General features: G+C 71.4%; 25 protein-coding genes. 18 read left to right on the forward strand and 7 right to left on the reverse strand.

What is annotated here, in order from left to right; all coding sequences use genetic code 11:
- Nucleotides 1-8: 8 nt before the first annotated feature.
- Nucleotides 9-869, reverse strand: coding sequence for a biotin--[acetyl-CoA-carboxylase] ligase (locus ACFPQ9_RS15390; protein ID WP_380852980.1), 861 nt, complete (start codon nt 867-869; stop codon nt 9-11).
- Nucleotides 870-979: 110 nt separating this feature from the next.
- On the opposite strand from ACFPQ9_RS15390, the gene ACFPQ9_RS15395 reads away from it, so the two are divergent.
- Both ACFPQ9_RS15395 and ACFPQ9_RS15400 read left to right on the forward strand, forming a co-directional pair.
- Entirely contained in the window at nt 980-2602 is a 1623-nt protein-coding gene (locus tag ACFPQ9_RS15395) for an acyl-CoA carboxylase subunit beta (protein WP_380852982.1), read from the forward strand.
- 17 nt (nt 2603-2619) lie between these two features.
- Nucleotides 2620-2829, forward strand: coding sequence for an acyl-CoA carboxylase epsilon subunit (locus ACFPQ9_RS15400; RefSeq protein WP_380852984.1), 210 nt, complete (start codon nt 2620-2622; stop codon nt 2827-2829).
- Here ACFPQ9_RS15400 and ACFPQ9_RS15405 read toward each other — a convergent pair.
- Complete coding sequence (locus ACFPQ9_RS15405) at nt 2826-3956, reverse strand: SGNH/GDSL hydrolase family protein (RefSeq protein WP_380852986.1); 1131 nt, start codon at nt 3954-3956, stop codon at nt 2826-2828. The genes ACFPQ9_RS15400 and ACFPQ9_RS15405 overlap by 4 nt on opposite strands.
- A gap of 129 nt (nt 3957-4085) precedes the next feature.
- Between ACFPQ9_RS15405 and mmpB the strand changes: the two genes are divergently transcribed.
- Together mmpB and ACFPQ9_RS15415 are read left to right on the forward strand one after the other, a co-directional pair.
- Nucleotides 4086-4214: a morphogenic membrane protein MmpB gene (gene mmpB, locus ACFPQ9_RS15410; protein WP_093747104.1), complete on the forward strand. Its 129-nt coding sequence runs from the start codon at nt 4086-4088 to the stop codon at nt 4212-4214.
- A gap of 31 nt (nt 4215-4245) precedes the next feature.
- The gene (locus tag ACFPQ9_RS15415; protein WP_380852988.1) at nt 4246-4866 is read left to right on the forward strand and encodes a Maf family protein; all 621 of its coding nucleotides are present in this window, start codon (nt 4246-4248) and stop codon (nt 4864-4866) included.
- On the opposite strand, the gene ACFPQ9_RS15420 is transcribed toward ACFPQ9_RS15415, so the two are convergent.
- Nucleotides 4835-5341, reverse strand: coding sequence for a hypothetical protein (locus tag ACFPQ9_RS15420; protein WP_380852990.1), 507 nt, complete (start codon nt 5339-5341; stop codon nt 4835-4837). The genes ACFPQ9_RS15415 and ACFPQ9_RS15420 overlap by 32 nt on opposite strands.
- A 361-nt stretch (nt 5342-5702) precedes the next feature.
- On the opposite strand from ACFPQ9_RS15420, the gene ACFPQ9_RS15425 reads away from it, so the two are divergent.
- Nucleotides 5703-7475: an acetyl/propionyl/methylcrotonyl-CoA carboxylase subunit alpha gene (locus ACFPQ9_RS15425; RefSeq protein ID WP_380852992.1), complete on the forward strand. Its 1773-nt coding sequence runs from the start codon at nt 5703-5705 to the stop codon at nt 7473-7475.
- Between the two features lie 188 nt (nt 7476-7663).
- A complete protein-coding gene (locus ACFPQ9_RS15430; protein WP_380852994.1) occupies nt 7664-8212 on the forward strand; it encodes a TetR/AcrR family transcriptional regulator in 549 nt (182 codons plus the stop codon).
- A 104-nt stretch (nt 8213-8316) separates the two neighbouring features.
- On the opposite strand, the gene ACFPQ9_RS15435 is transcribed toward ACFPQ9_RS15430, so the two are convergent.
- Nucleotides 8317-9273: a DeoR/GlpR family DNA-binding transcription regulator gene (locus tag ACFPQ9_RS15435; RefSeq protein ID WP_380852996.1), complete on the reverse strand. Its 957-nt coding sequence runs from the start codon at nt 9271-9273 to the stop codon at nt 8317-8319.
- A gap of 166 nt (nt 9274-9439) precedes the next feature.
- A complete protein-coding gene (locus ACFPQ9_RS15440) occupies nt 9440-10888 on the reverse strand; it encodes an NAD(P)H-quinone dehydrogenase (protein ID WP_380852998.1) in 1449 nt (482 codons plus the stop codon).
- A gap of 96 nt (nt 10889-10984) precedes the next feature.
- Between ACFPQ9_RS15440 and ACFPQ9_RS15445 the strand changes: the two genes are divergently transcribed.
- The 4 genes from ACFPQ9_RS15445 to ACFPQ9_RS15460 all read left to right on the forward strand — a co-directional run bounded on the left by ACFPQ9_RS15445 (nt 10985) and on the right by ACFPQ9_RS15460 (nt 15801).
- Complete coding sequence (locus ACFPQ9_RS15445) at nt 10985-11422, forward strand: gamma-glutamylcyclotransferase family protein (protein WP_380853000.1); 438 nt, start codon at nt 10985-10987, stop codon at nt 11420-11422.
- Nucleotides 11423-11553: 131 nt separating this feature from the next.
- Nucleotides 11554-12378, forward strand: coding sequence for a purine-nucleoside phosphorylase (locus tag ACFPQ9_RS15450; RefSeq protein WP_380853002.1), 825 nt, complete (start codon nt 11554-11556; stop codon nt 12376-12378).
- A gap of 410 nt (nt 12379-12788) precedes the next feature.
- On the forward strand, nt 12789-14420 hold the full coding sequence (locus ACFPQ9_RS15455) for a phospho-sugar mutase (protein ID WP_380853004.1): 1632 nt from the start codon (nt 12789-12791) through the stop codon (nt 14418-14420).
- A gap of 193 nt (nt 14421-14613) precedes the next feature.
- Entirely contained in the window at nt 14614-15801 is a 1188-nt protein-coding gene (locus ACFPQ9_RS15460; RefSeq protein ID WP_380853006.1) for a hypothetical protein, read from the forward strand.
- Between the two features lie 50 nt (nt 15802-15851).
- Here ACFPQ9_RS15460 and ACFPQ9_RS15465 read toward each other — a convergent pair whose 3' ends face one another.
- Nucleotides 15852-16538, reverse strand: a complete 687-nt coding sequence (locus ACFPQ9_RS15465) for a PH domain-containing protein (protein ID WP_380853008.1) — start codon at nt 16536-16538, stop codon at nt 15852-15854.
- Nucleotides 16539-16743: 205 nt separating this feature from the next.
- Here ACFPQ9_RS15465 and deoC point away from each other — a divergent pair, with 205 nt between their 5' ends.
- From deoC to ACFPQ9_RS15490, 5 genes are all read left to right on the forward strand, one after another.
- Entirely contained in the window at nt 16744-17703 is a 960-nt protein-coding gene (gene deoC, locus ACFPQ9_RS15470) for a deoxyribose-phosphate aldolase (protein ID WP_380853908.1), read from the forward strand.
- Between the two features lie 5 nt (nt 17704-17708).
- Nucleotides 17709-19145: an aldehyde dehydrogenase family protein gene (locus ACFPQ9_RS15475; protein ID WP_380853010.1), complete on the forward strand. Its 1437-nt coding sequence runs from the start codon at nt 17709-17711 to the stop codon at nt 19143-19145.
- The gene (locus ACFPQ9_RS15480) at nt 19138-20028 is read left to right on the forward strand and encodes an aldehyde dehydrogenase family protein (protein WP_380853012.1); all 891 of its coding nucleotides are present in this window, start codon (nt 19138-19140) and stop codon (nt 20026-20028) included. The genes ACFPQ9_RS15475 and ACFPQ9_RS15480 overlap by 8 nt, the downstream gene beginning before the upstream one ends.
- A 178-nt stretch (nt 20029-20206) precedes the next feature.
- Nucleotides 20207-20842, forward strand: coding sequence for a uridine kinase family protein (locus ACFPQ9_RS15485; RefSeq protein WP_380853014.1), 636 nt, complete (start codon nt 20207-20209; stop codon nt 20840-20842).
- A 31-nt stretch (nt 20843-20873) separates the two neighbouring features.
- A complete protein-coding gene (locus ACFPQ9_RS15490; RefSeq protein WP_380853016.1) occupies nt 20874-21269 on the forward strand; it encodes a DUF6281 family protein in 396 nt (131 codons plus the stop codon).
- A gap of 193 nt (nt 21270-21462) precedes the next feature.
- On the opposite strand, the gene ACFPQ9_RS15495 is transcribed toward ACFPQ9_RS15490, so the two are convergent.
- Complete coding sequence (locus tag ACFPQ9_RS15495) at nt 21463-22209, reverse strand: SigE family RNA polymerase sigma factor (RefSeq protein ID WP_272112889.1); 747 nt, start codon at nt 22207-22209, stop codon at nt 21463-21465.
- A 267-nt stretch (nt 22210-22476) separates the two neighbouring features.
- Between ACFPQ9_RS15495 and afsQ1 the strand changes: the two genes are divergently transcribed.
- Genes afsQ1 through ACFPQ9_RS15510 form a run of 3 tightly spaced genes read left to right on the forward strand, consistent with a single transcriptional unit; the run spans nt 22477 to nt 25303 of the window.
- Nucleotides 22477-23154 (forward strand): two-component system response regulator AfsQ1, encoded by a 678-nt coding sequence (gene afsQ1 / locus ACFPQ9_RS15500; protein WP_041819431.1) that lies wholly within the window; start codon nt 22477-22479, stop codon nt 23152-23154.
- A complete protein-coding gene (locus ACFPQ9_RS15505; protein WP_380853019.1) occupies nt 23151-24698 on the forward strand; it encodes an ATP-binding protein in 1548 nt (515 codons plus the stop codon). Before afsQ1 ends, ACFPQ9_RS15505 begins: the two co-directional genes overlap by 4 nt.
- On the forward strand, nt 24698-25303 hold the full coding sequence (locus ACFPQ9_RS15510; RefSeq protein WP_380853021.1) for a hypothetical protein: 606 nt from the start codon (nt 24698-24700) through the stop codon (nt 25301-25303). The genes ACFPQ9_RS15505 and ACFPQ9_RS15510 overlap by 1 nt, the downstream gene beginning before the upstream one ends.
- The last annotated feature ends 159 nt before the right edge of the window (nt 25304-25462 follow it).

Genomic DNA, 25462 nt, shown 5'->3' on the forward strand with positions numbered 1-25462 from the left:
GCCACTCCTCACGCCGGACGCAGGTGCACGATGTCTCCGGCCCCCACCGGCTCCTGCACGCCCTCCTCCGTCGCCAGCACGAGCCGTCCGTCACCGTCGATCGCGACCGCCTCCCCGGTGATCGCCCGATCGCCCGGCAGCTCGGCCCGCACCATCTTCCCCAGCGTCGCGCACCCCGCCGCATACGTCTCCTGGAGCTCACTGACCAACGGGTCCCCCACCGCGGCCCGCCAACGCCCGTACCACTCCTCCAGGGACCGCAGCATCGCCCGCAGCAGCGGGTCCCGGTCCGTGCCGGCCGCCCCGGCCAGCGCGAGGGAGGCCGCCTGCGGCACCGGGAGCTCGTCCGCGCGCAGGGTGACGTTGATGCCGACGCCGATGACCACGCCGGCCTCCCCGGCGCGCTCGGCGAGGATGCCGCCGGTCTTGCGTTCCTCGCCGCCGACGGTCACCAGCACGTCGTTCGGCCACTTGAGTGCCGTGTCGACGCCGGCCGCCCGGGACAGCCCCGTCGCGACGGCGACCCCGGTGAGCAGCGGCAGCCATCCCCACCGGGTCACCGGCACCTCGTAGGGGTTCAGCAGGACGGAGAAGAACAGCCCGGAGCGGGGCGGGGCCGTCCAGTCGCGGTCCAGGCGTCCCCGGCCGGCCGTCTGCTCCTCGGCGACCAGGACGGTGCCCTCCTCCGCCTTGCCGGAGGTCGCCAGGTCCACCAGGTCGGTGTTGGTGGAGCCGGTGCGCTCCACCACCTCCACCCGGCGCCACAGGCCGCCCTCCCGGACGAGCCCGCGCCGCAGCGCGGCGCTGTTGAGCGGTGGCCGTTCCAGATCCGACCAACGGCTGTCGTCTGATGCATCTCGCGGCGTCATGCAAGCCACCCTAGGTGTGGTAAACGCCGCACTGCCGATTGGTAGGCACCCCACTACTCTACGGATGAGTAACCGTCCCCCCTTTTGAGCAGGCAGGGAGCCACATCCCGATGTCCGAGCCGGAAGAGCGTCACGAGATCCAAGAGTCCTCTGGGATCGACATCCACACCACCGCGGGCAAGCTCGCGGATCTCCAGCGCCGTATCGAGGAAGCGACGCACGCCGGCTCCGCACGCGCCGTCGAAAAGCAGCACGCCAAAGGCAAGTTGACGGCCCGTGAGCGGGTCGAGCTCCTCCTCGACGAGGGCTCCTTCGTCGAGCTCGACGAGTTCGCGCGGCACCGCTCCACCAACTTCGGGCTGGAGAAGAACCGCCCCTACGGCGACGGCGTCGTCACCGGGTACGGCACCGTCGACGGCCGTCCGGTCGCCGTCTTCTCCCAGGACTTCACCGTCTTCGGCGGTGCGCTGGGCGAGGTCTACGGCCAGAAGATCGTCAAGGTGATGGACTTCGCGCTGAAGACCGGCTGCCCGGTCATCGGCATCAACGACTCCGGCGGCGCACGCATCCAGGAAGGCGTGGCCTCGCTCGGCGCCTACGGCGAGATCTTCCGCCGCAACACCCATGCGAGCGGTGTGATCCCGCAGATCAGCCTGGTCGTCGGCCCCTGTGCGGGCGGCGCGGTGTACTCCCCGGCCATCACCGACTTCACGGTCATGGTCGACCAGACCTCGCACATGTTCATCACAGGACCGGACGTCATCAAGACGGTCACCGGCGAGGACGTCGGCTTCGAGGAGCTGGGCGGCGCCCGCACCCACAACTCGACCTCCGGTGTGGCGCACCACATGGCCGGGGACGAGAAGGACGCCATCGAGTACGTCAAGCAGCTGCTGTCGTACCTGCCGTCCAACAACCTCTCCGAGCCCCCGGTGTTCGAGGAGGAGGCGGACCTCTCCCTCACCGACGAGGACCGCGAGCTGGACACGATGGTGCCGGACAGCGCGAACCAGCCGTACGACATGCACGCGGTGATCGAGCACGTCCTGGACGACGCCGAGTTCTTCGAGACGCAGCCGCTGTTCGCGCCGAACATCATCACCGGCTTCGGCCGGGTCGAGGGCCGCCCCGTCGGCATCGTCGCCAACCAGCCGATGCAGTTCGCCGGCTGTCTGGACATCGACGCGTCCGAGAAGGCCGCGCGCTTCGTGCGTACCTGCGACGCCTTCAACGTCCCGGTCCTCACCTTCGTCGACGTCCCCGGCTTCCTCCCGGGTGTCGACCAGGAGCACACCGGCATCATCCGTCGCGGCGCCAAGCTGATCTACGCCTACGCCGAGGCCACGGTCCCGCTGATCACGATCATCACGCGCAAGGCCTTCGGCGGCGCCTACGACGTCATGGGCTCCAAGCACCTGGGCGCCGACATCAACCTCGCCTGGCCCACCGCCCAGATCGCCGTCATGGGCGCCCAGGGCGCGGTCAACATCCTGCACCGGCGCACCCTCGCGGAGGCCGAGGCGAACGGCGAGGACCTGGAGGCGGTGCGCGCACGGCTGATCCAGGAGTACGAGGACGCCCTCCTCAACCCCTACGTCGCGGCCGAGCGCGGCTACATCGACGCGGTGATCATGCCGTCCGAAACCCGCCGCCATGTCGTCCGCGGTCTGCGTCAGCTGCGTACCAAGCGGGAATCCCTGCCTCCGAAGAAGCACGGCAACATCCCCCTCTAGGCCCGCTGGGAGCCGCCATGAACATCAAGGTCCTACGGGGCAACCCGACAGCGGAGGAGCTGGCCGCCGCACTGGCGGTGGTCCGCGCCCGCGCCGCGGCGGAGGCAGCCGTCCCGCCCGGCGCACCCAAGCCGCGGGACGGGTGGTCGGACCCGTCCCGCATCGCGCGCCAACGGCTGCCGCAGCCGGGCCCGGCGACATGGGCCCGCACGTACTGGCCCGGTTAGAGAGCGCTCGCCAGAACGTCGGCCATCACCGCGTACCCCGCGTCGTCGGGGTGCAGGTGATCGCCGAAGTCGTACGCCGGTCGCAGCCGATCCGGGTCCTCCGGATCGGCCAGCGCCCGGTTCAGGTCGACCACCGCGTCGTACTCCCCCGAGCACCGGATCCACTCGTTCAGCTCGTGACTCACCTTGGCCGCGTGCTCGCCCCAGTGGTCCGAGCCTTCGAACGGCAGCAGAGTCGCGCCGATCACCCTCAGCCCGGCCGCCCTGCCCCGCCGTAGCAACTCCCGGTGCCCGGCGATCAGCTCCGCCGCCTCCACCACCGGTGCCGGCTTGTACGTCGGCTGCTCGTCCGTCTCACTGAAGCCGATGTCGTTCAGCCCGAGCAGAACGACCAGCGTGTCCACTCCGGGCAGGCCGAGGACATCGCGGCGCAATCGGCCCACGCCCGCGTCGCCGTACCAGGCCGAGTCGTTGAGCAGCAGGTTCCCGCCGATGCCAGCGTTGAGGACGGGCCGCCCCGTGCGCTCGGCGAGCGCGTCCGACCAGCGCCGGTCGGCGCCCACCGTGGAACCGAACCCGTCCGTGATCGAGTCGCCGAAGAGCGCGACGGCGTCCGTGCGGCCGGCGTCGGTCTCCACCGCCGTCAGGAAGTACCAGGACTCGCTCACGGCGTCGAAGCCCTCGCCGCCGGACGCCCGCGTCAGGTCGCCCTCGCCCCGGTGGCCGGCCGTGAAGGCCTGCGCGTGGAAGGTCGCGGGGCCCGTGGCGGCGTCGAAGAACAGCGTGACGGCCACCGGTTCCCCGGCGGCGACGGCGAGTCGTGCGGCGTCGCTGACGACCTCGCCCCGCGCGGGTATCGCCACCCCGTCGGCGCCCCCGAAGGTGAGCCGCGTCAGCGACCCCGGCCGCACGGCCGCCCCTTCGCCCGCGCGCCCGACGCTCGCGCCCGCGATCCGGACCGGCGAGGCACCGTACGCGTTGGAGAGCCGCACCCGCACCCGGCCGCCGCCTGCCGACAATCGGACGACCTGCCGCAGCGACTGGCGCCAGAAGCCCTCGCGGGACCAGTTGGGCGTGAAGCCCTCACTGGGGCGCTGAGGCGACGCGGACCAGGCAGCAGTGAACATGACACACCCTCCAGCAATCCCAAACGGAACCGAAGCCCCTTTAGTTAATGAAACCGTAGCACCGTTTGGAGAGAAGTTGAGTATGCGTACTCAGGCGCCGGCCCTGATCCCCGACCGACGATGGAAGGCATGCTGTGGTCCGACCCCGAGAACGAGCCGCCCAAAGAACTGCGTGACATGCAGGAGATGTTGCGGCGGCTGGGCGTTCTCATGGCGCTGGCCATGGTGCTCACGATGATCGTGCTGGGACTGAGATGAGTCCGGCCGGGCCCGCCGATACGCTGACGGCATGACTGATCAGCCCCGCCGCCGGCTCGTCCTCGCCTCCCAGTCCCCCGCGCGCCTCAATCTGCTGCGCCAGGCGGGGCTGACCCCCGAGGTCGTCGTGAGCGGCGTCGACGAGGACGCCGTGAGCGCGCCCACCCCCGCCGAGCTGGCCCTGGCCCTGGCCGAGGCGAAGGCCTCCGTCGTGGCGGCGCGGCCCGAGGTCAAGGGCGCGATCGTGATCGGCTGCGACTCGGTCCTCGATCTGGACGGCGAGGCCCTGGGCAAGCCGGCCGACGCCGAGGAGGCCACCGCCCGCTGGAAGTCGATGCGCGGCCGCGCGGGCACACTCCAGACCGGCCACTGCGTCTACGACACGGTCAGCGGCCGGTACACCTCCGGCACCGCCTCCACCGTCGTCCGCTTCGGCGAGCCGACCGACGAGGAGATCGCCGCGTACGTCGCCTCCGGCGAACCCCTCTACGTCGCCGGGGCTTTCACCCTGGACGGCCGCTCGGCCCCGTTCATCGACGGCATCGACGGCGACCACGGCAACGTGATCGGCATCAGCCTGCCGCTGGTACGGCGGCTGCTGGCCCAACTGGGCATCGGCATCACGGAGTTGTGGGCGCCGGCGGAGGGGTGACGGGCGAGCCGTCCGCCGGGGAGTCCGAGGCAGGTGAGCCGTCGGCCGGGGAGCCGTCGCCGCCCTTGCCTGCATCGGGCGCGGCCTGGCCGTCGTAGGTCATCAGCAGCAGCACTATCAGGCCGAGCACGACGATCATGTAACCGAAGGCGGTCCAGCCGACCAGCCCCCAGGCGAACGCGCCCAGCAGGCCGTGCACCACGGCCGCGCTGATCAGCAGGATGCGCCCGAGGCCGGCCGGGGCGCGGTCGCGCAGGGCGACCAGCAGCGCGACCAGGCCGCACAGCGCGAAGTAGCCGCCGAAGACCAGCCCGCCGATCTTCGAGGACACCGACATCACGTCAGGATCCAGCCCGGCCAGGGACATGTCCTGACGGTCCACCACGACACCCAGGAACCAGTTCACCGCGGCGATGCCGAACGCCTCGACGAAGAGCAAGACCGCCACCACCCACGCCACCGGCCTGCGCACCACCGGTCCCCACCCACTTCCGAGCCGTTCGGTTACCCAAAGTACGTTCGAGACATCGCGAACGCTACTAACGGGTAAACCCGGGGACAAGGGTTCGGGAGATGGCAAAGATGCATTGGGCCATTCGTAGGGATTCCACAAAGAAACCGAGTGGCCCGCAGCACGTGATGACAGAGACCTTGACCACAGAGGAGAGCTAGGGTTTTCCGGGAGAGACCTGCGTACCGTGGCGCGACAAGGGATTTCGCGGGTCGGGCGAGCCTGGAATCACGCTCCGTGTGGGCAAGCTCACCACTGGGGACGGGTCGAAGTGTCGTGTCGGCAGTCCCTAAACTCGGCTTGTTTCAAGGAGGGAGCCTCAATCGTGCGCAAGGTGCTCATCGCCAACCGTGGCGAAATCGCTGTCCGCGTGGCCCGGGCCTGCCGGGACGCGGGGATCGCGAGCGTGGCCGTCTACGCGGATCCGGACCGCGACGCTCTGCATGTCCGCGCCGCGGATGAGGCGTTCGCCCTGGGCGGTGACACCCCGGCCACCAGCTACCTGGACATCGACAAGGTCCTGAAGGCCGCACGCGAGTCCGGCGCGGACGCGATCCACCCCGGCTACGGCTTCCTGTCGGAGAACGCCGACTTCGCCCAGGCCGTCCTGGACGCCGGCCTGATCTGGATCGGCCCGCCCCCGCAGGCCATCCGCGACCTCGGCGACAAGGTCGCCGCCCGGCACATCGCCCAGCGCGCCGGCGCCCCGCTCGTGGCCGGCACGCCCGACCCCGTCTCCGGGGCGGAGGAGGTCGTCGCGTTCGCGGAGCAGCACGGCCTGCCCATCGCCATCAAGGCCGCCTTCGGCGGCGGCGGACGCGGCCTGAAGGTCGCCCGCACCCTCGAAGAGGTCCCCGAACTCTACGAGTCCGCGGTCCGCGAGGCGGTGGCCGCGTTCGGCCGGGGCGAGTGCTTCGTCGAGCGCTACCTCGACAAGCCCCGCCACGTCGAGACCCAGTGCCTGGCCGACAGCCACGGCAACGTCGTCGTGGTCTCCACCCGTGACTGCTCGCTCCAGCGCCGCCACCAGAAGCTGGTCGAGGAGGCCCCCGCGCCGTTCCTGTCCGAGGAGCAGGTCGCGGAGCTGTACTCGTCGTCCAAGGCGATCCTGAAAGAGGCCGGCTACGTCGGCGCCGGCACCGTGGAGTTCCTGGTCGGCGCGGACGGCACGATCTCCTTCCTGGAGGTCAACACCCGCCTGCAGGTCGAGCACCCGGTCACCGAGGAGGTCGCCGGCATCGACCTGGTCCGGGAGATGTTCCGCATCGCCGACGGCGAGGCGCTCGGCTACGACGACCCGCCGCTGCGCGGACACTCCTTCGAGTTCCGTATCAACGGCGAGGACCCGGGCCGCAACTTCCTGCCCGCCCCCGGCACCGTCACCCTCTTCGCCCCGCCGACCGGCCCCGGCGTCCGGCTGGACGCGGGCGTTGAGTCCGGCAGCGTCATCGGCCCCGCCTGGGACTCGCTGCTCGCGAAGCTGATCGTCACCGGCGCCACGCGTGAGCAGGCGCTGCAGCGTGCCTCCCGCGCGCTGGAGGAGTTCCAGGTCGAGGGAATGGCCACCGCCATCCCCTTCCACCGCGCGGTCGTCCAGGACCCGGCGTTCGCACCGGAACTGACCGGCTCCGCCGACCCATTCACGGTCCACACCCGCTGGATCGAGACCGAGTTCGTCAACGACATCAAGCCCTTCGCCGCCCCCGCCGACACCGACGCGGAGGAGGAGACGGGCCGGGAGACGGTCGTCGTCGAGGTCGGCGGCAAGCGCCTGGAGGTCTCTCTGCCGGCCTCGCTCGGCATGACCCTGGCCCGCACCGGCCTCGCCGCCGGCGCCAAGCCCAAGCGCCGCGCCGCGAAGAAGTCCGGCCCGGTCGCCTCCGGTGACACCCTCGCCTCCCCGATGCAGGGCACCATCGTCAAGGTCGCGGTCGAGGAGGGCCAGGAGGTCAAGGAGGGCGACCTGGTCGTCGTCCTTGAGGCCATGAAGATGGAACAGCCTCTGAACGCGCACAAGTCCGGCACCATCAAGGGCCTGTCCGCCGAGGTCGGCGCCTCCCTCACCTCGGGTGCCGCGATCTGCGAGATCAAGGACTGACGCATACGGCGGCCGAGGCGCCCGGCGGACTGGAGCAGACAGTCCGCCGGGCGCCTCGCTCTATGCTCGGTGGCATCGTGGAAGCACACCGGCGGGCGAGAGGGCAGGTGAGAGCGATGACGGGCGCGCCTTCGAGCGAGGCCGCGGGAAGCGGGAGCGCGACGGCACCGCCGGCCCCACCCCGTGCCATGCGCGCCGATGCCCGCCGCAATCACGAGCGCCTGCTCACCGAGGCCCGCTCCGCCTTCGCCGAGCACGGCACGGACGCGTCGCTGGAGGACGTGGCCCGCCGAGCGGGCGTCGGCATCGGCACTCTCTACCGTCATTTCCCGACCCGCGAGGCCCTGTTGAGCGCGGTCTTCGAGGAGGCGGCCGGCGACCTGCTGGACCGCTCCCAGGAACTCCTGCACTCGCCGGAGCCGTGCGCGGCCCTGGTGACCTGGCTGCGCGAGATGGTCACGCACGCGGGTGAGTACCGCGGCCTGGCCCGCTCCCTGATGTCCGTCTCCTACGACGGCACCTCGGCCCTGGCCCGGTGCAGCGACCCCATCAGACAGGCGGGCGGCGCGCTGCTGTCACGGGCCCAGGAGGCCGGCTCCGTCCGCCCGGACGTGGCGATCACCGACCTGCTCCAGCTCACCCACGCGATCGCGCTGGCGGCGGAGGAGACCCCGGGGGACCCGGAGCTGGCGGACAGGTTGCTGCACTTGACACTCCGAGGCCTGAAGCCTGCCTAGGGGCGCGGGGCTCAACCGATATGCGGCTCCCCCGCGTGGGCGCGACCGGCCACGAGGGACCCGCACGCGCCCCACATTCCAAGGCCCTACGGCGAATGGGCGACCTACCGCCGCCGCAGATCCGCGACCCGCGCCCGCTCCCGCTCGGCCCCCTGCTCGCCGAGCACCGCCGCGCCGGCGGGCCGCAACCCCGGCCCACCCGCGGAGGGCCCCCGCCGTGGCCCCGGCAGCGCGCGCTGCTGACGCCGCGCCGGGACCTCGTCACCCCCCGACGCTCCGCTCGCCCCGGCGACAGCGATCTGCACCCCCTGGTCGGCAAGGGCCTGCAACTCGGTGTGGGCGCGGTCGTCATGGGCGGGCGGCTCATCGGTGACCAGCCGCGTGATGACATCCGTGGGCACGGTCTGGAACATCGTGTCGGTGCCGAGCTTGGTGTGGTCGGCGAGGACGACGACCTCCGCGGCCGCCTGCACCAGGGCCCGGTCGACGGACGCCGAGAGCATGTTGGACGTGGACAGCCCGCGCTCGGCGGTCAGGCCGCTGCCGGACAGGAAGGCCCGGGACACCCGGAGCCCTTGCAGCGACTGCTCGGCACCGCTGCCGACCAGGGCGTAGTTCGACCCGCGGAGCGTGCCGCCGGTCATGACGACCTCGACCCGGTTGGCATGGGCCAAGGCCTGTGCCACCAGCAGCGAGTTCGTGACGACGGTCAGTCCGGGCACGCGCGCGAGGCGGCGTGCCAGCTCCTGGGTGGTGGTCCCGGCCCCGACGACGATCGCCTCGCCCTCCTCCACGAAGTTCGCGGCGAGGTCGGCGATGGCCGTCTTCTCGGCGGTCGCGAGATGTGACTTCTGCGGAAAGCCGGACTCCCGCGTGAACCCGCCCGGCAATACCGCACCGCCGTGCCGGCGGTCGAGGAGTCCTTCTGCCTCCAGTGCGCGCACGTCCCGCCGTACGGTCACTTCGGAGGTCTGGACGACGCGGGCGAGCTCACGGAGCGACACGGCCCCGTTCGCTCGCACCATTTCGAGGATCAATTGGCGACGTTCTGCAGCGAACACGAAACTGACAGTAACCCCAACGACCGTCTGGTTTCAGCAGTTTGCGCCGAATAACAGAAGTTGTTCGTACGCAGAGGCGAGAAGTGGTATAGGGCCTAGTCGCGCCGCCTATGCCGTACGCATGCTCGACAACTCCCCGTGACCAGCGAGGAGTCACATCCGGCCGTCAGAGTTCACCACCGGACTTGCGGGTGTGCAACTGCCGCGCCACTTCGGCGATCGAGCCCGAAAGGGAGGGGTACACCGTGAAGGCGTTCGCGATCTGTTCGACCGTCAGGTTGTTGTCGACCGCGATCGAGATCGGGTGGATGAGTTCCGAGGCGCGCGGCGAGACGACCACACCGCCGACCACGATGCCCGTGCCCGGACGGCAGAAGATCTTGACGAAGCCGTCCCGGATGCCCTGCATCTTCGCGCGCGGGTTGCGCAGCAGCGGCAGCTTGACGACCCGGGCGTCGATCTTGCCGGCGTCCACGTCGGCCTGCGAGTAGCCGACGGTGGCGATCTCGGGGTCGGTGAAGACGTTCGACGACACGGTCTTCAGGTTCAGCGGGGCCACTGCGTCACCGAGGAAGTGATACATGGCGATACGTCCCTGCATCGCCGCGACCGAGGCGAGCGCGAAGACTCCGGTGACGTCGCCGGCGGCGTACACGCCCGGCGCGGTCGTGCGCGAGACCTTGTCGGTCCAGATGTGCCCGGAGTCGCGCAGCTTGACGCCGGCCTCCTCCAGGCCCATGCCCTCGCTGTTCGGGATGGCGCCGACGGCCATGAGGCAGTGGGTGCCGCTGATGACGCGCCCGTCGGCGAGGGTGACCTCGACCCGGTCGCCGACCCGTTTGGCGGCGGCGGCGCGCGACCGCGCCATGACGTTCATGCCGCGCCGCCGGAAGACGTCCTCCAGCACGGCGGCGGCGTCCGGGTCCTCGCCGGGCAGCACGCGGTCGCGCGAGGACACCAGGGTGACCCGCGAACCGAGCGCCTGGTAGGCACCGGCGAACTCGGCACCGGTGACACCGGAGCCGACCACGATGAGCTCCTCGGGCAGCTCGTTGAGGTCGTAGACCTGGGTCCAGTTCAGGATCCGCTCGCCGTCGGGCTGGGCGTCGGGCAGTTCACGCGGATGACCGCCGGTGGCGATCAGAACCGCGTCCGCGACGAGTGTCTCCTCGCTCCCGTCGGCGGCCCGCACGACGACCTTCCGGGACCCGTCGAGCCCCTGCATGCCCTCCAGTCGGCCGCGCCCGCGCATCACACGGGCACCCGCGCGCGTGACCGAGGCGGTGATGTCGTGGGACTGGGCGAGCGCGAGCCGCTTCACACGCCGGTTGACCTTGCCCAGATCGACGCCCACGACGCGCGCGGGTGTGTCGATGTGCGGCGTGTCGTCGGCGACGATGATCCCCAGCTCCTCGTAGGAGGAGTCGAAGGTGGTCATCACCTCGGCCGTGGCGATGAGAGTCTTCGACGGCACGCAGTCGGTGAGCACCGACGCCCCGCCCAGACCGTCGCAGTCGACGACGGTCACCTCCGCGCCGAGCTGGGCGGCCACCAGGGCCGCCTCGTATCCGCCGGGTCCGCCACCGATGATCACGATCCGAGTCACGTACTCCATTGTCCCGCACGCATCACCGTGGTACCGCCTGGGGCCCCGCCCGAGACACCACCGTTACGGGAGAGCCACACGATGCACCTGCCGTACCCTCACTCCATGTCGCTCTACGCCGGGTACGCCGGCAATCTCGACGCGCGGCTGATGACCCGCCGCGCCCCGCACTCGCCGTTGCGTGCCACGGGCTGGCTGAACGGATGGCGGCTGACGTTCGGGGGCGAGCAGCTGGGCTGGGAGGGCGCGCTGGCGACGCTCGTCGAGGACCCCATGGAGCAGGTCTTCGTCGCGCTGTACGACATCGCGCCGATGGACGAGGAGTCCCTGGACCGCTGGGAGGGCGTGGGGCTGGGCATATACCGCCGTCTCCGGGTCCGGGTGCACACGCTGGAGGGCGAGGAGCCGGCCTGGGTGTACGTCCTGAACGCCTACGAGGGCGGGCTGCCGTCGGCCCGCTACCTGGGCGAGATCGCGGACGCCGCGGAGTCGGCCGGGGCGCCCCACGACTATGTGATGGAGCTGCGCAAGCGCCCCTGCTGAGGCTCGTGAGCCCCACCCATCCCTCCAGTCCCCGCGCTCACAGGTTTCGTTGGAAACGACAAGACAACGATCGCCATCCCGTGAGCTCTGTCATCTACGCGCGTAGGCCCAAACCGGCTACCCTCAGTCGCGTGAACGCATCTCTTCTTCCGGACGACATCCAGGGCGACCCGCACGCCGCCGCCGACGCCGCCGCCGCGCGCCTGCGCGAACTCACCGGCGCCGAGACCCACGACGTCGCCCTCGTGATGGGCTCCGGCTGGGCTCCGGCCGTGGACGCCCTCGGCGCACCCGAGGCCGAGTTCCAGGTCATCGAGCTGCCCGGGTTCCCCCCGCCGGCGGTGGAAGGGCACGGCGGCAAGATCCGCTCGTACCGGATCGGCGACAAGCGCGCCCTGGTCTTCCTGGGCCGCACCCACTACTACGAGGGCCGCGGCGTGGCCGCCGTGTCCCACGGTGTCCGCACCGCGGTGGCGGCCGGCTGCAAGACGATCGTCCTCACCAACGGCTGCGGCGGCCTGCGCGAGGGCATGCGCCCCGGCCAGCCGGTCCTGATCAGCGACCACATCAACCTCACGGCCACCTCGCCCATCATCGGCGCCAACTTCGTCGACCTCACCGACCTCTACTCCCCCCGCCTGCGCGCCCTGTGCAAGGAGATCGACCCCACGCTGGAGGAGGGTGTCTACGCCCAGTTCCCCGGCCCGCACTACGAGACGCCGGCCGAGATCCGCATGGCCCGCGTGATCGGTGCGGACCTGGTGGGCATGTCGACGGTCCTCGAAGCGATCGCCGCGCGCGAGGCGGGCGCGGAGGTGCTGGGCATCTCCCTGGTGACCAACCTGGCCGCGGGCATGACGGGCGAGCCCCTCAACCACGAGGAGGTCCTCCAGGCGGGCCGGGACAGCGCGACACAGATGGGTTCCCTGCTGGCGCAGGTCCTCGGCCGCCTGTAGGAAGAGGCCGCGCCTACGGGGGCGCCTCGGCAGGTGGTCCGGCGGCTGCGGCAGCGTCGTGGCCGGTCGCGCAGTTCCCCGCGCCCCTAAAGGCAGGGGGTTGCAGTGGGCCTGTGTCACGACGTGACCGCGGCCGTCACGACCGTTCGCGCAGTTCCCCGCGCCCCTGAAGGACGGGGGGTTGCAGCCCAGCCGCGTACGGCGGCAGGGGGACGTGCCGGGAGGTGTCCGCCCGCAGCGGCGGGCGTCAACACAGGGCACCCTCCTGAGAAGAGCAACCGCCCGACCGAGGACGGACACCCCCCGGCACGGCCCCGACCCACCCACCGCCCGCAGGCGCTACGCGCACCCCCACTCGGACAAGCGGGCCGCCGCAGGCATCACGACCGACAACGAGAGGCTGACCCGACGTGCACGACGACCTCATCGCCCGGGCCAAGGCATGGCTCGCCGAGGACCCGGACCCGGACACCCGCAACGAGCTCGCCGGCCTCATCGACGCGGCGGACGTCGACGAGCTCGCCGCCCGCTTCAGCGGCACCCTCCAGTTCGGCACCGCCGGCCTGCGCGGCGAACTCGGCGCCGGCCCCCTGCGTATGAACCGCACGGTCGTCATCCGCGCCGCCGCCGGCCTCGCCGCGTACCTCAAGAAGCAGGGCCACACCGACGGCCTCGTGGTCATCGGCTACGACGCCCGCCACAAGTCGGAGGACTTCGCCCGCGACACGGCCGCCGTCATGACCGGCGCCGGCCTGCGCGCCGCCGTACTCCCCCGCCCCCTCCCCACCCCGGTCCTCGCGTACGCGATAAGGCACCTCGGCGCGGCCGCCGGCGTAGAGGTCACCGCCAGCCACAACCCGCCCCGCGACAACGGCTACAAGGTCTACCTCGGCGACGGCTCCCAGATCGTCCCGCCCGCCGACGCGGACATCGCCGCCGAGATCGACGCCGTACGGTCCCTGAACGACGTCCCCCGCCCGGACTCCGGCTGGCAGACCCTCGACGACGCCGTCCTGCACGCCTACCTCGCCCGCACCGACGAGGTCCTCGCGCCCGGCTCCCCCCGCACCGCCCGCACCGTCTACACGGCAATGCACGGCGTCGGCAAGGACGTCCTCGTCGCCGCCTTCGAGCGCGCCGGCTTCCCCGCCCCCGCCCTGGTCGCCGAGCAGGCCGACCCCGACCCGGACTTCCCCACCGTCGCGTTCCCCAACCCGGAGGAGCCCGGCGCGATGGACCTGGCCTTCGCCAAGGCCCGCGAGACGGACCCGGACCTCGTCATCGCCAACGACCCCGACGCCGACCGCTGCGCAGTGGCAGTAAAGGAGAACAACACCTGGCGCATGCTGCGCGGCGACGAGGTAGGGGCTCTGCTCGCCGCCCACCTGGTCAACCGCGGAGCACGCGGCACGTTCGCCGAGTCGATCGTCTCCTCCTCCCTCCTCGGCCGTATCGCCGAAAAGGCGGGGCTCCCCTACGAGGAGACCCTCACCGGCTTCAAGTGGATCGCCCGCGTCGACGGCCTGCGCTACGGCTACGAGGAGGCCCTCGGCTACTGCGTCGACCCCGAGGGCGTACGCGACAAGGACGGCATCACGGCCGCCCTGCTGATCACCGAGCTGGCCTCCGCCCTCAAGGAAGAGGGCCGCACCCTCCTCGACCTCCTCGACGACCTCGCCGTGGAGCACGGCCTGCACGCCACGGACCAGCTCTCGGTGCGCGTCGAGGACCTGTCGGTCATCGCGGACGCCATGCGCCGGCTGCGCGAGCGGCCGCCGACGGAGCTGGCCGGCCTGGCCATCACCCGCGCCGAGGATCTCACCCGGGGCACCGAGACGCTCCCGCCCACCGACGGTCTGCGCTACACCCTCGAAGGCGCCCGCGTCATCGTCCGCCCCAGCGGCACCGAGCCCAAGCTCAAGTGCTACCTGGAGGTCGTCGTCCCGGTGGCGACGCACGCCGGCCTCCCGGCGGCCCGGGCCGAGGCGGCCGGCCTGCTGGCGACGATCAAGCGGGACCTGTCGACGGCGGCGGGCATCTGACCCGTACACCGCTGTACAGCGCCTTACACCGCCGTACACCGCCTTCCTGATCGTCCCGAAAGGGTGCCCCCCATGCGGAGGCACCCTTTCGGGCGTTTTCCCCAGGCCGGTCGACCCGCGCTCCACGGCCCGCCCCGGCCCCCGGGCAACGGTGGACGGGACAGTCCGCCGCCGACCCGCCTGGAGCCGCGCCGTGTCCACGACCGCATCCCGGCCGACCCCCCGAGCGACCGCCCCGCCCGGCGACCACGTCCACCCGGGCTCCCGCCTCCCGCGAGCAGCGCGCGCCCTGCGCCACGCGGCCCCCGCCCTGCTCGCCCATCTGGCCGTACGCGGCACGGGTCTGCTGTTCCTCACCGTCTGGGCGCACCGCCGGCACCACACCGGCTGGCCGATGCCGGTGACGGCCTGGGACACCGACTGGTACGTCGGCATCGCCGAGCACGGCTACGCGGACGAGCTGGGCACCGCGTACAACGCGAACAACCTCGCCTTCTTCCCCCTGTACCCGGTCCTGATCAAGGCCGCCGCCGCACTCACCCCGGGCAGCCGCGCGACCACCGCGCCGGCCCTCGCGGTCCTCGCCTCCCTGGCCGCCGCGTGGGGCGTCTTCGCGGTCGGCGACCGTCTGTACGGCCGCAGGGTCGGCGTCCTCCTCACCACCCTGTGGGCCGCGCTCCCGGTCGGCCTGGTGCAGTGGATGGGCTACACGGAGTCCCTGTTCACCGCGCTCGCGGCCTGGTCGCTGTACGCCGTGCTCACCGGCCGCTTCCTCACCGCCGCCTGGCTCGCCGTGCTCGCCGGCGTCACCCGCCCCACCGGCGTCGCGGTGGCCGCGGCGGTCACGGTGGCGGCCCTGCTCGCCCTGCGCCGCCGCTTCCGCCCGCGGATCGCCGCGGCCGCGGTGATCGCGCCGCTCGGCTGGTGCGGATACGTCGGCTGGGTGGGCCTGCGCGTGGGCCGCTGGGACGGCTACTTCGCCGTACAGCGGCTGTGGCACAACGAGTGGGACGGCGGCCGGGAAACCCTGCGGGTGATACGGCAGTTGCTGGTGCGCGACCCGACGCCCGAGCTGTTCCTGGTGATGGTGACGTGCACGCTGATCGCATCCGTGGTGCTGTTCGGGCTGGCGGTGTGGGACCGGCAGCCGGCGGCGCTGCTGGTGTTCACGGCGGTGCTGCTGGCGATCGTCCTGGGCAGCGGCGGGGTCTACTTCCCGCGCGCCCGCTTCCTCCTGCCCGCCTTCCCGTTGCTGCTGCCGGTCGCCCTGCACCTGTCCCGTGCCTCCCGCCGCTACCGGGCGCTGGCGCTCACGGTGGCGGTGGCCGGTTCGGTGTACGGGGGCGCGTACATGACGCTGGTGTGGTCGCGGGCGCCCTGAGGTGCGGCGGGCCGTGCAGCGGGCGCGCAGGCCCGCGTTCAGCCTTCCGCTCAGCCGATCGCCAGCAGGATCACCAGCAGGACGGCGCCCGCGAGAGCCGGTCCCGCCACCTCGTAGGCCCAGCGCACGGTCACCTCGCCCTGCGCCGACTCCGCGTGCTCCCCGTGCTCCAGCAGTTCCCGCAGGTCGTCCATGACCTTGTCGGTCTCGGCACGCATCGGGCCGTCCGCGTCGACGTCCCCGCGCGGCGCGCCGAAGCCGAGCCCGCCGAATCCCGCGCTCGCACCCGTACGGCCGCCGCGGTCGCCGCGGCCTGCGGCCGCGCGGGCCGAACGCCGCGCCGCCTTCTTGCGGGCCCGCAGGGAGACCGGGACCGCCCAGAGCTGGTACTTGGTGCCGGACTTGGCGACGACCTCGTTCGAGTAACTGGAGCGCAGCGCGGCGACCTGCCCCCAGGGCAGCACGATCACCCGGAGCGGGTTGCGGATGCGCAGCCGGTCCCCGTTGGCGTGGACGGCGGGACGCAGCGTGAACGCCGTCACCAGCGGCACGATCAGGATGAGCGCCGCGAGGGCCAGCCACTGGGTGCGTCCCTCACCGCGCAGCAGGGCGTCGACGCCGAGCCAGACCACGATGACCAGCAGCGCGACTCCGCCGACGATGCCCATGGGTGAGCGGTACACCCGGTCCTTCGACGTGGGGTCCGGGGTGGGGGACGGGTGCTCAGGGGACGTCATGGGGCCGATTGTGCCGCATGCCTGCGGCGCTCGGCCGATCGCCCTTTCGCCGTGGGGATACTTGTCCGGTGCGCGCGTGCGGGTGGAGTGGGGCCGGTCGCGCAGTTCCCCGCGCCCCTGGGGGGTGACGGCTCTGGACTTTCCAGTCATCCGCCCCCTTGGGGTGTACAGCCGCTACGCGCGTAGATATGCTCGTCTGGTGACCATGCCCACCAATGCATCTGCCGCAGCTCACGCACTCACGGACGTCACCGCGTCCGACAGCACGCTGCGCCGCTTCCTCCACGGGCTGCCGGGTGTCGACGCGGTCGGCCTGGAGGGGCGGGCCGCGTCCCTCGGTACCCGTTCCATCAAGACGACCGCCAAGGCGTACGCCATCGACCTCGCCATCTCGATGGTCGACCTGACGACGCTGGAAGGCGCGGACACCCCGGGCAAGGTCCGGGCGCTGGGCGCCAAGGCGGTCCGTCCCGACCCGACCGACCGCACGGCCCCGCCGACGGCCGCCGTCTGCGTCTATCCCGACATGGTGGCCACCGCCAAGGAGGCCGTCGCAGGGTCGACCGTGAAGGTCGCCTCCGTCGCCACCGCCTTCCCCGCGGGCCGCGCGCCCCTGGGGGTGAAGCTGGCGGACGTCCGTGAGGCCGTCGCCGCCGGTGCCGACGAGATCGACATGGTCATCGACCGGGGCGCGTTCCTCGCCGGGAACTACCTGAAGGTGTACGACGAGATCGTCGCCGTGAAGGATGCCTGCGGGGCGGCCCGCCTCAAGGTCATCTTCGAGACCGGCGAGCTGTCGACGTACGACAACATCCGGCGGGCGAGCTGGCTCGGCATGCTGGGCGGCGCCGACTTCATCAAGACGTCCACCGGCAAGGTCGCCGTGAACGCCACTCCCGCGAACACCCTCCTTATGCTGGAAGCGGTGCGGGACTTCCGCGCCCAGACCGGCATCCAGGTCGGTGTGAAGCCGGCCGGCGGGATCCGTACCTCCAAGGACGCGATCAAGTTCCTCGTCCTGGTCAACGAGACCGCCGGCGAGGACTGGCTCGACAACCACTGGTTCCGCTTCGGCGCCTCCTCGCTGCTGAACGACCTGCTCATGCAGCGCCAGAAGCTGGCCACCGGCCGCTACTCCGGCCCCGACTACGTGACGGTGGACTGATCACCATGGCATCGGTATTCGAATACGCACCGGCCCCCGAGTCCCGCTCGATCGTCGACATCGCGCCGTCGTACGGCCTCTTCATCGACGGCGAGTTCGTGGAGGCGGCCGACGGCAAGGTCTTCAAGACCGTCTCGCCGTCCACCGAGGAGGTCCTCGCCGAGATCGCCCAGGCCGGCGAGGCGGACGTGGACCGTGCCGTGAAGGCCGCCCGCAAGGCGTTCGAGAAGTGGTCGGCGCTGCCGGGCTCCGAGCGCGCGAAGTACCTCTTCCGCATCGCCCGGATCATCCAGGAGCGCAGCCGTGAGCTGGCCGTCCTGGAGACCCTGGACAACGGCAAGCCGATCAAGGAGACCCGCGACGCGGACCTCCCGCTGGTCGCCGCGCACTTCTTCTACTACGCGGGCTGGGCCGACAAGCTCGACCACGCCGGCTTCGGCGCCGACCCGCGCCCGCTGGGCGTCGCGGGCCAGGTCATCCCCTGGAACTTCCCGCTGCTGATGCTGGCGTGGAAGATCGCCCCGGCGCTCGCGACCGGCAACACGGTCGTCCTGAAGCCCGCCGAGACGACCCCCCTCTCCGCGCTCTTCTTCGCCGACATCTGCCGCCAGGCGGGCCTGCCCAAGGGCGTCGTCAACATCCTTCCCGGATACGGCGACGCGGGCGCCGCGGTCGTCGCGCACCCGGACGTCAACAAGGTCGCCTTCACCGGCTCCACGGCCGTCGGCAAGGAGATCGCCCGCACGATCGCCGGCACCCGCAAGAAGGTCACCCTGGAGCTCGGCGGCAAGGGCGCCAACATCGTCTTCGACGACGCCCCGATCGACCAGGCCGTCGAGGGCATCGTCAACGGCATCTTCTTCAATCAGGGCCAGGTCTGCTGCGCGGGCAGCCGCCTGCTGGTCCAGGAGTCGATCCAGGACGAGCTGCTGGACTCCCTCAAGCGCCGCCTGTCCACGCTCCGCCTCGGCGACCCGCTGGACAAGAACACCGACATCGGCGCGATCAACTCCGAGGAGCAGCTGACCCGCATCACCTCGCTCGTCGAGCAGGGCGAGGCGGAGGGCGCCGAGCGCTGGTCGCCGGTCTGTGACATCCCGGAGAGCGGCTACTGGTTCGCCCCGACGCTGTTCACGAACGTCACCCAGGCGCACCGCATCGCCCGCGACGAGGTCTTCGGCCCTGTCCTGTCGGTCCTGACCTTCCGCACCCCGGACGAGGCCGTCGCCAAGGCCAACAACACCCCGTACGGCCTGTCGGCGGGCATCTGGACCGAGAAGGGCTCGCGGATCCTCGCCGTGGCGAACAAGCTCCGGGCCGGTGTCGTCTGGTCCAACACGTTCAACAAGTTCGACCCGACCTCGCCGTTCGGCGGCTACAAGGAGTCGGGCTTCGGCCGCGAGGGCGGCCGCCACGGCCTGGAGGCGTACCTCGATGTCTGACACGACCCGACTCTCCGTCTTCAAGACCTACAAGCTGTACGTCGGCGGGAAGTTCCCGCGTTCCGAGAGCGGCCGGGTGTACGAGGTGACCGACTCCAAGGGCAAGTGGCTCGCGAACGCGCCCCTCTCCTCCCGCAAGGACGCCCGTGACGCCGTCGTCGCCGCGCGCAAGGCGTTCGGCGGCTGGTCCGGCGCGACCGCCTACAACCGCGGCCAGATCCTCTACCGCGTCGCGGAGATGCTGGAGGGCCGGCGCGAGCAGTACGTCCGTGAAGTCGCCGACGCCGAGGGCCTGTCGAAGTCGAAGGCGGCGGCGCAGGTCGACGCGGCGATCGACCGCTGGGTCTGGTACGCGGGCTGGACGGACAAGATCGCCCAGGTCGTGGGCGGCGGCAACCCGGTGGCGGGTCCGTTCTTCAACCTCTCCTCCCCCGAGCCGACGGGCGTCGTCGCGATCGTGGCCCCGCAGGAATCGTCCTTCCTGGGCCTGGTCTCGGTCGTCGCCCCGGTGATCGCGACGGGCAACACGGCGATCGTGGTGGCGTCGGAGAAGTCACCGCTGCCCGCCCTGTCCCTGGGCGAGGTCCTGGCCACGTCCGACCTGCCGGGCGGAGTCGTCAACGTCCTGTCGGGCCGTACGGCGGAGATCGCCACGCCGCTCGCCGCCCACCAGGACGTCAACGCGATCGACCTGGCCGGCGCCGACGACGACCTGGCCAAGGAGCTGGAGATCGCGGCGGCCGACAACCTCAAGCGCGTCCTGCGTCCACAGCCTGTGGATTACACGGCCGCTCCGGGCATCGACCGCATGACGGCGTTCCTGGAGACCAAGACGGTCTGGCACCCGACGGGTTCGCTGGGCGCGTCCGGCTCGTCGTACTGAGACAGGCTCACAGACCGGAGAGCCGCGCTTTCCCGCCGTCCCGGGGAGGCGCGGCTCTCTGCCGTGCGCGGGCACGGGTGGCCGGGTGAACGCCACGTGCAGTCGAGGTGTGATCCGCGCATCAAACGCGGTCCGCCGGGTCGTTCAGGGGCCCTGCGATGCCTCACACTGGTGTCCCGTGAGTTCCCCTTCGCCCATACCGACGCGAGTCGTGCTGCTCTGCGGCCCTTCCGGCTCCGGCAAGTCCCTTCTCGCCGCCCGCTCCGGCCTTCCGGTCCTGCGGCTCGACGACTTCTACAAAGAGGGCGACGACCCGACCCTGCCCCTGGTCCCGGGGAGCTCCGACATCGACTGGGACCACCCCGGCTCCTGGGACGCCGACACGGCCGTCACGGCGATCACCGAGCTGTGCCGTACGGGCCGCACGGACGTGCCGCTGTACGACATCTCGCTGAGCGCCCGCACCGGCGCCGAGTCCGTCGACATCGGCCGCACCCCGCTGTTCATCGCGGAGGGCATCTTCGCGGCCGAGATCGTGAACCGCTGCCGTGAACTCGGCGTCCTGGCCGACGCGCTGTGCCTGAGCCGGGGCCCGGTGAAGACCTTCCGCCGCCGCTTCGTCCGCGACCTCAAGGAGGGCCGCAAGTCGGTGCCCTTCCTCCTGCGCCGCGGCTGGCGCCTGATGCGCCTGGAGCGCTCGATCATCGCCCACCAGACCTCGCTGGGCGCCCACGCCTGCGACCGCGACGAGGCCCTGGTCCGCCTCACGGCCGCCGCCTCGGGCCGCTGCCCGACCGCCACACCCGCCGCCTGAACGAAGCAGGCACCCACACCGTCGTAGGACCGTGAAGAACGCTCCTGTGTCCCCGTGGGGAAGCAAGCCGATACCCGACGCGCCCCGAACCGCCCGACGACTGCTCCCGGCCGTCCTGCTCGTCCTGACTGCCGCCGGCTGCGCCGAAGGGGGCGCCGCGGAGCCCGACGGCGCCGCCGCGGCCTCCTGCGCGTATGTGGTGACGTACGCCGACCGGACCTACCTGGACACCGGCGAGGGCGACTTCACCGTCGGCGAGAAGCTGGGCACCGCCACCGTCCCGGCGTGCGACGACACCCCGAACGACCCCGGCGACACCGTCGCCGCACACCGGGTGAGCGCGTACGAGGTCGAGGGGACGGATCCGGCCGTCGCCATCGCCGTGGGCGACACGCCCGCCGAGGCGACCTTGATGAAGGCCCGCTGAGGGGACACAGCGAAGCGGGACTGGACGGACCCCCCGGCCCTCCAGCCCCGCTCACGTTGTGCTCCGCCCACGTCCCCCGTGGCGGAGCACCCCCCGTTCCCCCGTGCTTCCCCCCTCGGCGGGTCCCCCGTTGGCCCCCCAGCCCCCGTGGTCCCCCCACTTGTTACCGCTCCCCCGCGGTCCCCCCGGACCTTCAGGCGACAAGCTCCCCGAAGGCGTCCTCCTCGTCACGGCCGAAGCTGAGGACCTCGTCCTCGCGCAGCCGGCGGAGCGACCGCCAGATACTGGACTTCACCGTGCCGACACTGATGTCGAGGATGTCCGCGATCTCCGGGTCGGTGCGGCCCTCGTAGTAACGAAGGACCAGCATCGTCCGCTGGAGTTCGGGCAGCCGGGCCAGCGCCTGCCACAGGACCGCGCGCAGTTCGGTGCCGCGCATCGCGTCCGTGTCACCGGGCGTCTCCGGCAGTTCCTCGGTCGGGTACTCGTTCAGCTTGCGGCGGCGCCACGCGCTGATGTGCAGGTTGGTCATCGTCCGCCGCAGGTAACCCCCGACGGCCGCCTTGTCGCTGATCCGGTCCCATGCCTTGTACGTCGAGAACAGCGCGCTCTGCAGCAGGTCCTCGGCCTCGAAGCGGTCACCGGTCAGGTGGTAGGCGGTTGCGTACAGGGAGGCGCGGCGCTCCTGGACGTAGGCGGTGAACTCCGCCTCCGACAGCGAGCGACGACGCTCCCCCGAGTCCTCCCTGTACGCGGCTCCCCCGTGCGGTTCCCCCGTGAAACCGTCAACCACCGTCATGTACGCGGTGTGCTGACGCCCGGTGCCGCGAGCGCACCCCCGCCCGCTCACGGCACCGGACTTCTCCGAACCCCGGCCCCCGTTCACGTCGTGCAGACGCGTGATCACTGCGCTGGTGCTGGTGCCGTGCAGCGTGTTCATCTCGCGCCCCCCGTCGTGGACTTCCGGTGTTCTGCTCGGTACTGCTTGCTGTCCTGCGTCCTGCTGTCCTGCCTGTGCCGAAAAGCTTGCCCGGGCACTTTCATGGCCGTGTCCGCCGACTGTCACAGAGCTGTCACAGGGGCCTGTGCCAGAGCTCGCCCCCAGCGTCGCCACAGCGCGCGCACAGTCAGCAGCGCTACGCGCACGTATCCCTACTGCTCGTACAGGAGTCGAAAGACCACCCCCGCATGGGCCAGAATGACCCCCGTGCCTTCCCTGTTGCTGATCGAGGACGACGACGCCATCCGTACGGCCCTGGAGCTCTCACTGACGCGCCAGGGACACCGTGTGGCCACCGCTGCCACCGGCGAGGACGGTCTCAAACTGCTGCGTGAACAGCGGCCCGACCTGATCGTGCTGGACGTGATGCTGCCCGGCATCGACGGGTTCGAGGTGTGCCGGCGCATCCGGCGCACGGACCAGCTGCCGATCATCCTGCTGACCGCGCGCAGCGACGACATCGACGTGGTGGTCGGACTGGAGTCCGGTGCCGACGACTACGTCGTCAAACCCGTCCAGGGGCGCGTCCTCGACGCCCGGATCCGAGCCGTGCTGCGGCGCGGGGAGCGGGAGTCGAACGACGCGGCGGCCTTCGGCAGCCTGGTCATCGACCGCGCGGCCATGACCGTCACCAAGAACGGCGAGGATCTCCAGCTCACCCCGACCGAGCTGCGCCTGCTGCTCGAACTGAGCCGCCGCCCGGGCCAGGCCCTGTCCCGCCAGCAGCTGCTGCGCCTCGTCTGGGAGCACGACTACCTCGGCGACTCCCGCCTCGTCGACGCCTGCGTCCAGCGCCTGCGCGCCAAGGTCGAGGACGTCCCGTCCTCCCCCACGCTCATCCGTACCGTCCGTGGTGTCGGCTACCGCCTGGACGCGCCTCAGTGACAGAAGCGCAAGGGGGGTTCCGCGGCTGGGTCGCGGCTCGCAAGGGAGTGTGGTCGAGGCTGCGTTTCACGAGCCTGCGCCTGCGGCTCGTGGTGGTCTTCGGCCTCGTCGCACTCACGGCCGCCGTGTCCGCGTCCGGCATCGCCTACTGGCTCAACCGCGAGGCGGTGCTGACCCGCACCCAGGACGCGGTGTTGCGCGACTTCGAGCAGGAGATGCAGAACCGCGCGGGCCTGCTGCCCGAGAACCCGACCCAGGACGAACTCCAGCACACCGCCGGCCAGATGGCCAACAGCAGCCAGCGCTTCAGCGTGCTCCTCGTCGCCCAGGACGCCGACGGCGCTCCCGCCTACGGCAGCTCCGGCGGCCTGGACGGCTTCACCCTCGCGGACGTACCGAAGTCCCTGCGCACCGCGGTGAGCGAGAAGCAGCAGACCAGTTCCTCCTCCCCGTCGGAGTACCACCTGTACTGGCAGCGGATAGTGGAGGACGACACCCCGTATCTGATCGCCGGCACCAAGGTCAACGGCGGCGGTCCGACCGGCTACATGCTGAAGTCCCTGGAGCAGGAGGCGAAGGACCTCAATTCCCTGGCCTGGTCCCTCGGCATCGCCACCGGCCTGGCCCTGATCGGCTCCGCGCTGCTCGCGCAGGCCGCCGCCACGACCGTACTCAAGCCCGTGCAGCGCCTCGGTGTCGCCGCCCGCCGCCTCGGCGAGGGCAAGCTGGACACCCGCCTGCGCGTGTCGGGCACGGACGAACTGGCCGACCTGTCCCGGACGTTCAACAACGCGGCCGCCGCGCTGGAGAAGCGGGTCGCCGACATGGCGTCCCGGGACGAGTCGTCGCGCCGTTTCGTGGCCGACATGTCGCACGAACTCCGGACCCCCCTCACGGCGATCACGGCCGTGACCGAGGTCCTCGAAGAAGAGCTGGAGGCGGAGTCCGGCTCCATGGACCCCATGATCGAGCCGGCCGTACGCCTCGTGGTCAGCGAGACCCGCCGCCTGAACGACCTGGTCGAGAACCTCATGGAAGTCACCCGCTTCGACGCGGGCACGGCCCGCCTGGTCCTCGACCACGTGGACATCGCCGACCAGATCACGGCCTGCATCGACGCCCGCGCCTGGCTGGACGCGGTCGACCTGGACGCCGAGCGCGGCATCATGGCCCGCCTCGACCCCCGCCGCCTCGACGTCATCCTGGCCAACCTGATCGGCAACGCCCTCAAGCACGGCGGTTCACCGGTCCGCGTCACCGTCCGGGTGGAGGACGACTCTGTCGTGATCGACGTACGCGACCACGGCCCCGGCATCCCCGAGGACGTCCTCCCGCACGTCTTCGACCGCTTCTACAAGGCCAGCGCCTCCCGCCCCCGCTCCGAGGGCAGCGGCCTCGGCCTCTCCATCGCCCTGGAGAACGCCCACATCCACGGCGGCGAGATCACGGCCGCCAACTCCCCCGAGGGCGGCGCGGTCTTCACCCTGCGCCTGCCCAGGGACCTGACCGGCCGCACGGACGACGAGAAGAAGGGAGACGCGTAATGCACACCCGCCGTCTCCTGGCCCTCACCGCCCTCTCCGCCACCGTCCTCACGGCATGCGGCATACGCTCCACGGAGGTCCCGACCGACTTCGGTCCCGCCCCTTCCCGCGTTCACTGCTCACTATCGGAACCGAACATCTCGACACAGGCCGAGCGCGGCCTGCCGGTCCAGGTGTTCCTCCTGTGCGGCTCACAACTGGTCGCGGTGGACCGCACCGTACGCGTCCCCGACGGCACGGCGGACTCCGCCCGCCGCGTCCTGGTGGCCCAGGGCCTCCTGGACGAACTGGAGGCGACCCCGTCGACCGCCGAGAAGGAGGCCGGCTACACCACGGACGTCCGAGGCGCCATGGGAGTCACCGGCCCACGCCCCGACGACCCCGACGAGACCCTGCGCCTGAGCACACCCCCCAACGACCTCACGTCGTACGCCCTGGCCCAGATCGTCTGCACCTTCTCCGACTCCTCAGCGGCGGAGGGCGACGGCTCGGTAATCCTGGGCGGCCCCACCCCCGCCTCCCCACGCCGCTACGAGTGCACGGACGAGGTCCGCACAAGACCGGGCAGCAACGAGCCCCCGTCCACCGAAGTCACAGACGGCTGACGCCCGGACGTCGACTGCGGCTGCGCCGTGGCCGGTCGCGCAGTTCCCCGCGCCCCTGAAGGCAGGGGGTTGCAGTGGGCCTGTGTCACGACGTGGCCGCGGCCGTCACGACCGTTCGCGCAGTTCCCCGCGCCCCTGAAGGACAGGGGGTTGCAGCCC

This window comes from Streptomyces coerulescens (assembly GCF_042657965.1).
Taxonomy (GTDB): domain Bacteria; phylum Actinomycetota; class Actinomycetes; order Streptomycetales; family Streptomycetaceae; genus Streptomyces; species Streptomyces coerulescens.

Coding starts and splice junctions, on each gene's coding strand:
- deoC (WP_380853908.1), top strand. CDS start 16,744: ATGCCCACCAATGCATCTGCCGCAGCTCACGCACTCACGGACGTCACC.
- ACFPQ9_RS15495 (WP_272112889.1), bottom strand. CDS start 22,209: ATGAACACGCTGCACGGCACCAGCACCAGCGCAGTGATCACGCGTCTG.
- ACFPQ9_RS15415 (WP_380852988.1), top strand. CDS start 4,246: ATGACTGATCAGCCCCGCCGCCGGCTCGTCCTCGCCTCCCAGTCCCCC.
- ACFPQ9_RS15405 (WP_380852986.1), bottom strand. CDS start 3,956: ATGTTCACTGCTGCCTGGTCCGCGTCGCCTCAGCGCCCCAGTGAGGGC.
- ACFPQ9_RS15480 (WP_380853012.1), top strand. CDS start 19,138: ATGTCTGACACGACCCGACTCTCCGTCTTCAAGACCTACAAGCTGTAC.
- ACFPQ9_RS15465 (WP_380853008.1), bottom strand. CDS start 16,538: ATGACGTCCCCTGAGCACCCGTCCCCCACCCCGGACCCCACGTCGAAG.
- ACFPQ9_RS15510 (WP_380853021.1), top strand. CDS start 24,698: ATGCACACCCGCCGTCTCCTGGCCCTCACCGCCCTCTCCGCCACCGTC.
- ACFPQ9_RS15430 (WP_380852994.1), top strand. CDS start 7,664: ATGCGCGCCGATGCCCGCCGCAATCACGAGCGCCTGCTCACCGAGGCC.
- ACFPQ9_RS15445 (WP_380853000.1), top strand. CDS start 10,985: ATGTCGCTCTACGCCGGGTACGCCGGCAATCTCGACGCGCGGCTGATG.
- mmpB (WP_093747104.1), top strand. CDS start 4,086: ATGCTGTGGTCCGACCCCGAGAACGAGCCGCCCAAAGAACTGCGTGAC.
- ACFPQ9_RS15400 (WP_380852984.1), top strand. CDS start 2,620: ATGAACATCAAGGTCCTACGGGGCAACCCGACAGCGGAGGAGCTGGCC.
- ACFPQ9_RS15475 (WP_380853010.1), top strand. CDS start 17,709: ATGGCATCGGTATTCGAATACGCACCGGCCCCCGAGTCCCGCTCGATC.
- ACFPQ9_RS15395 (WP_380852982.1), top strand. CDS start 980: ATGTCCGAGCCGGAAGAGCGTCACGAGATCCAAGAGTCCTCTGGGATC.
- ACFPQ9_RS15390 (WP_380852980.1), bottom strand. CDS start 869: ATGACGCCGCGAGATGCATCAGACGACAGCCGTTGGTCGGATCTGGAA.
- ACFPQ9_RS15440 (WP_380852998.1), bottom strand. CDS start 10,888: ATGGAGTACGTGACTCGGATCGTGATCATCGGTGGCGGACCCGGCGGA.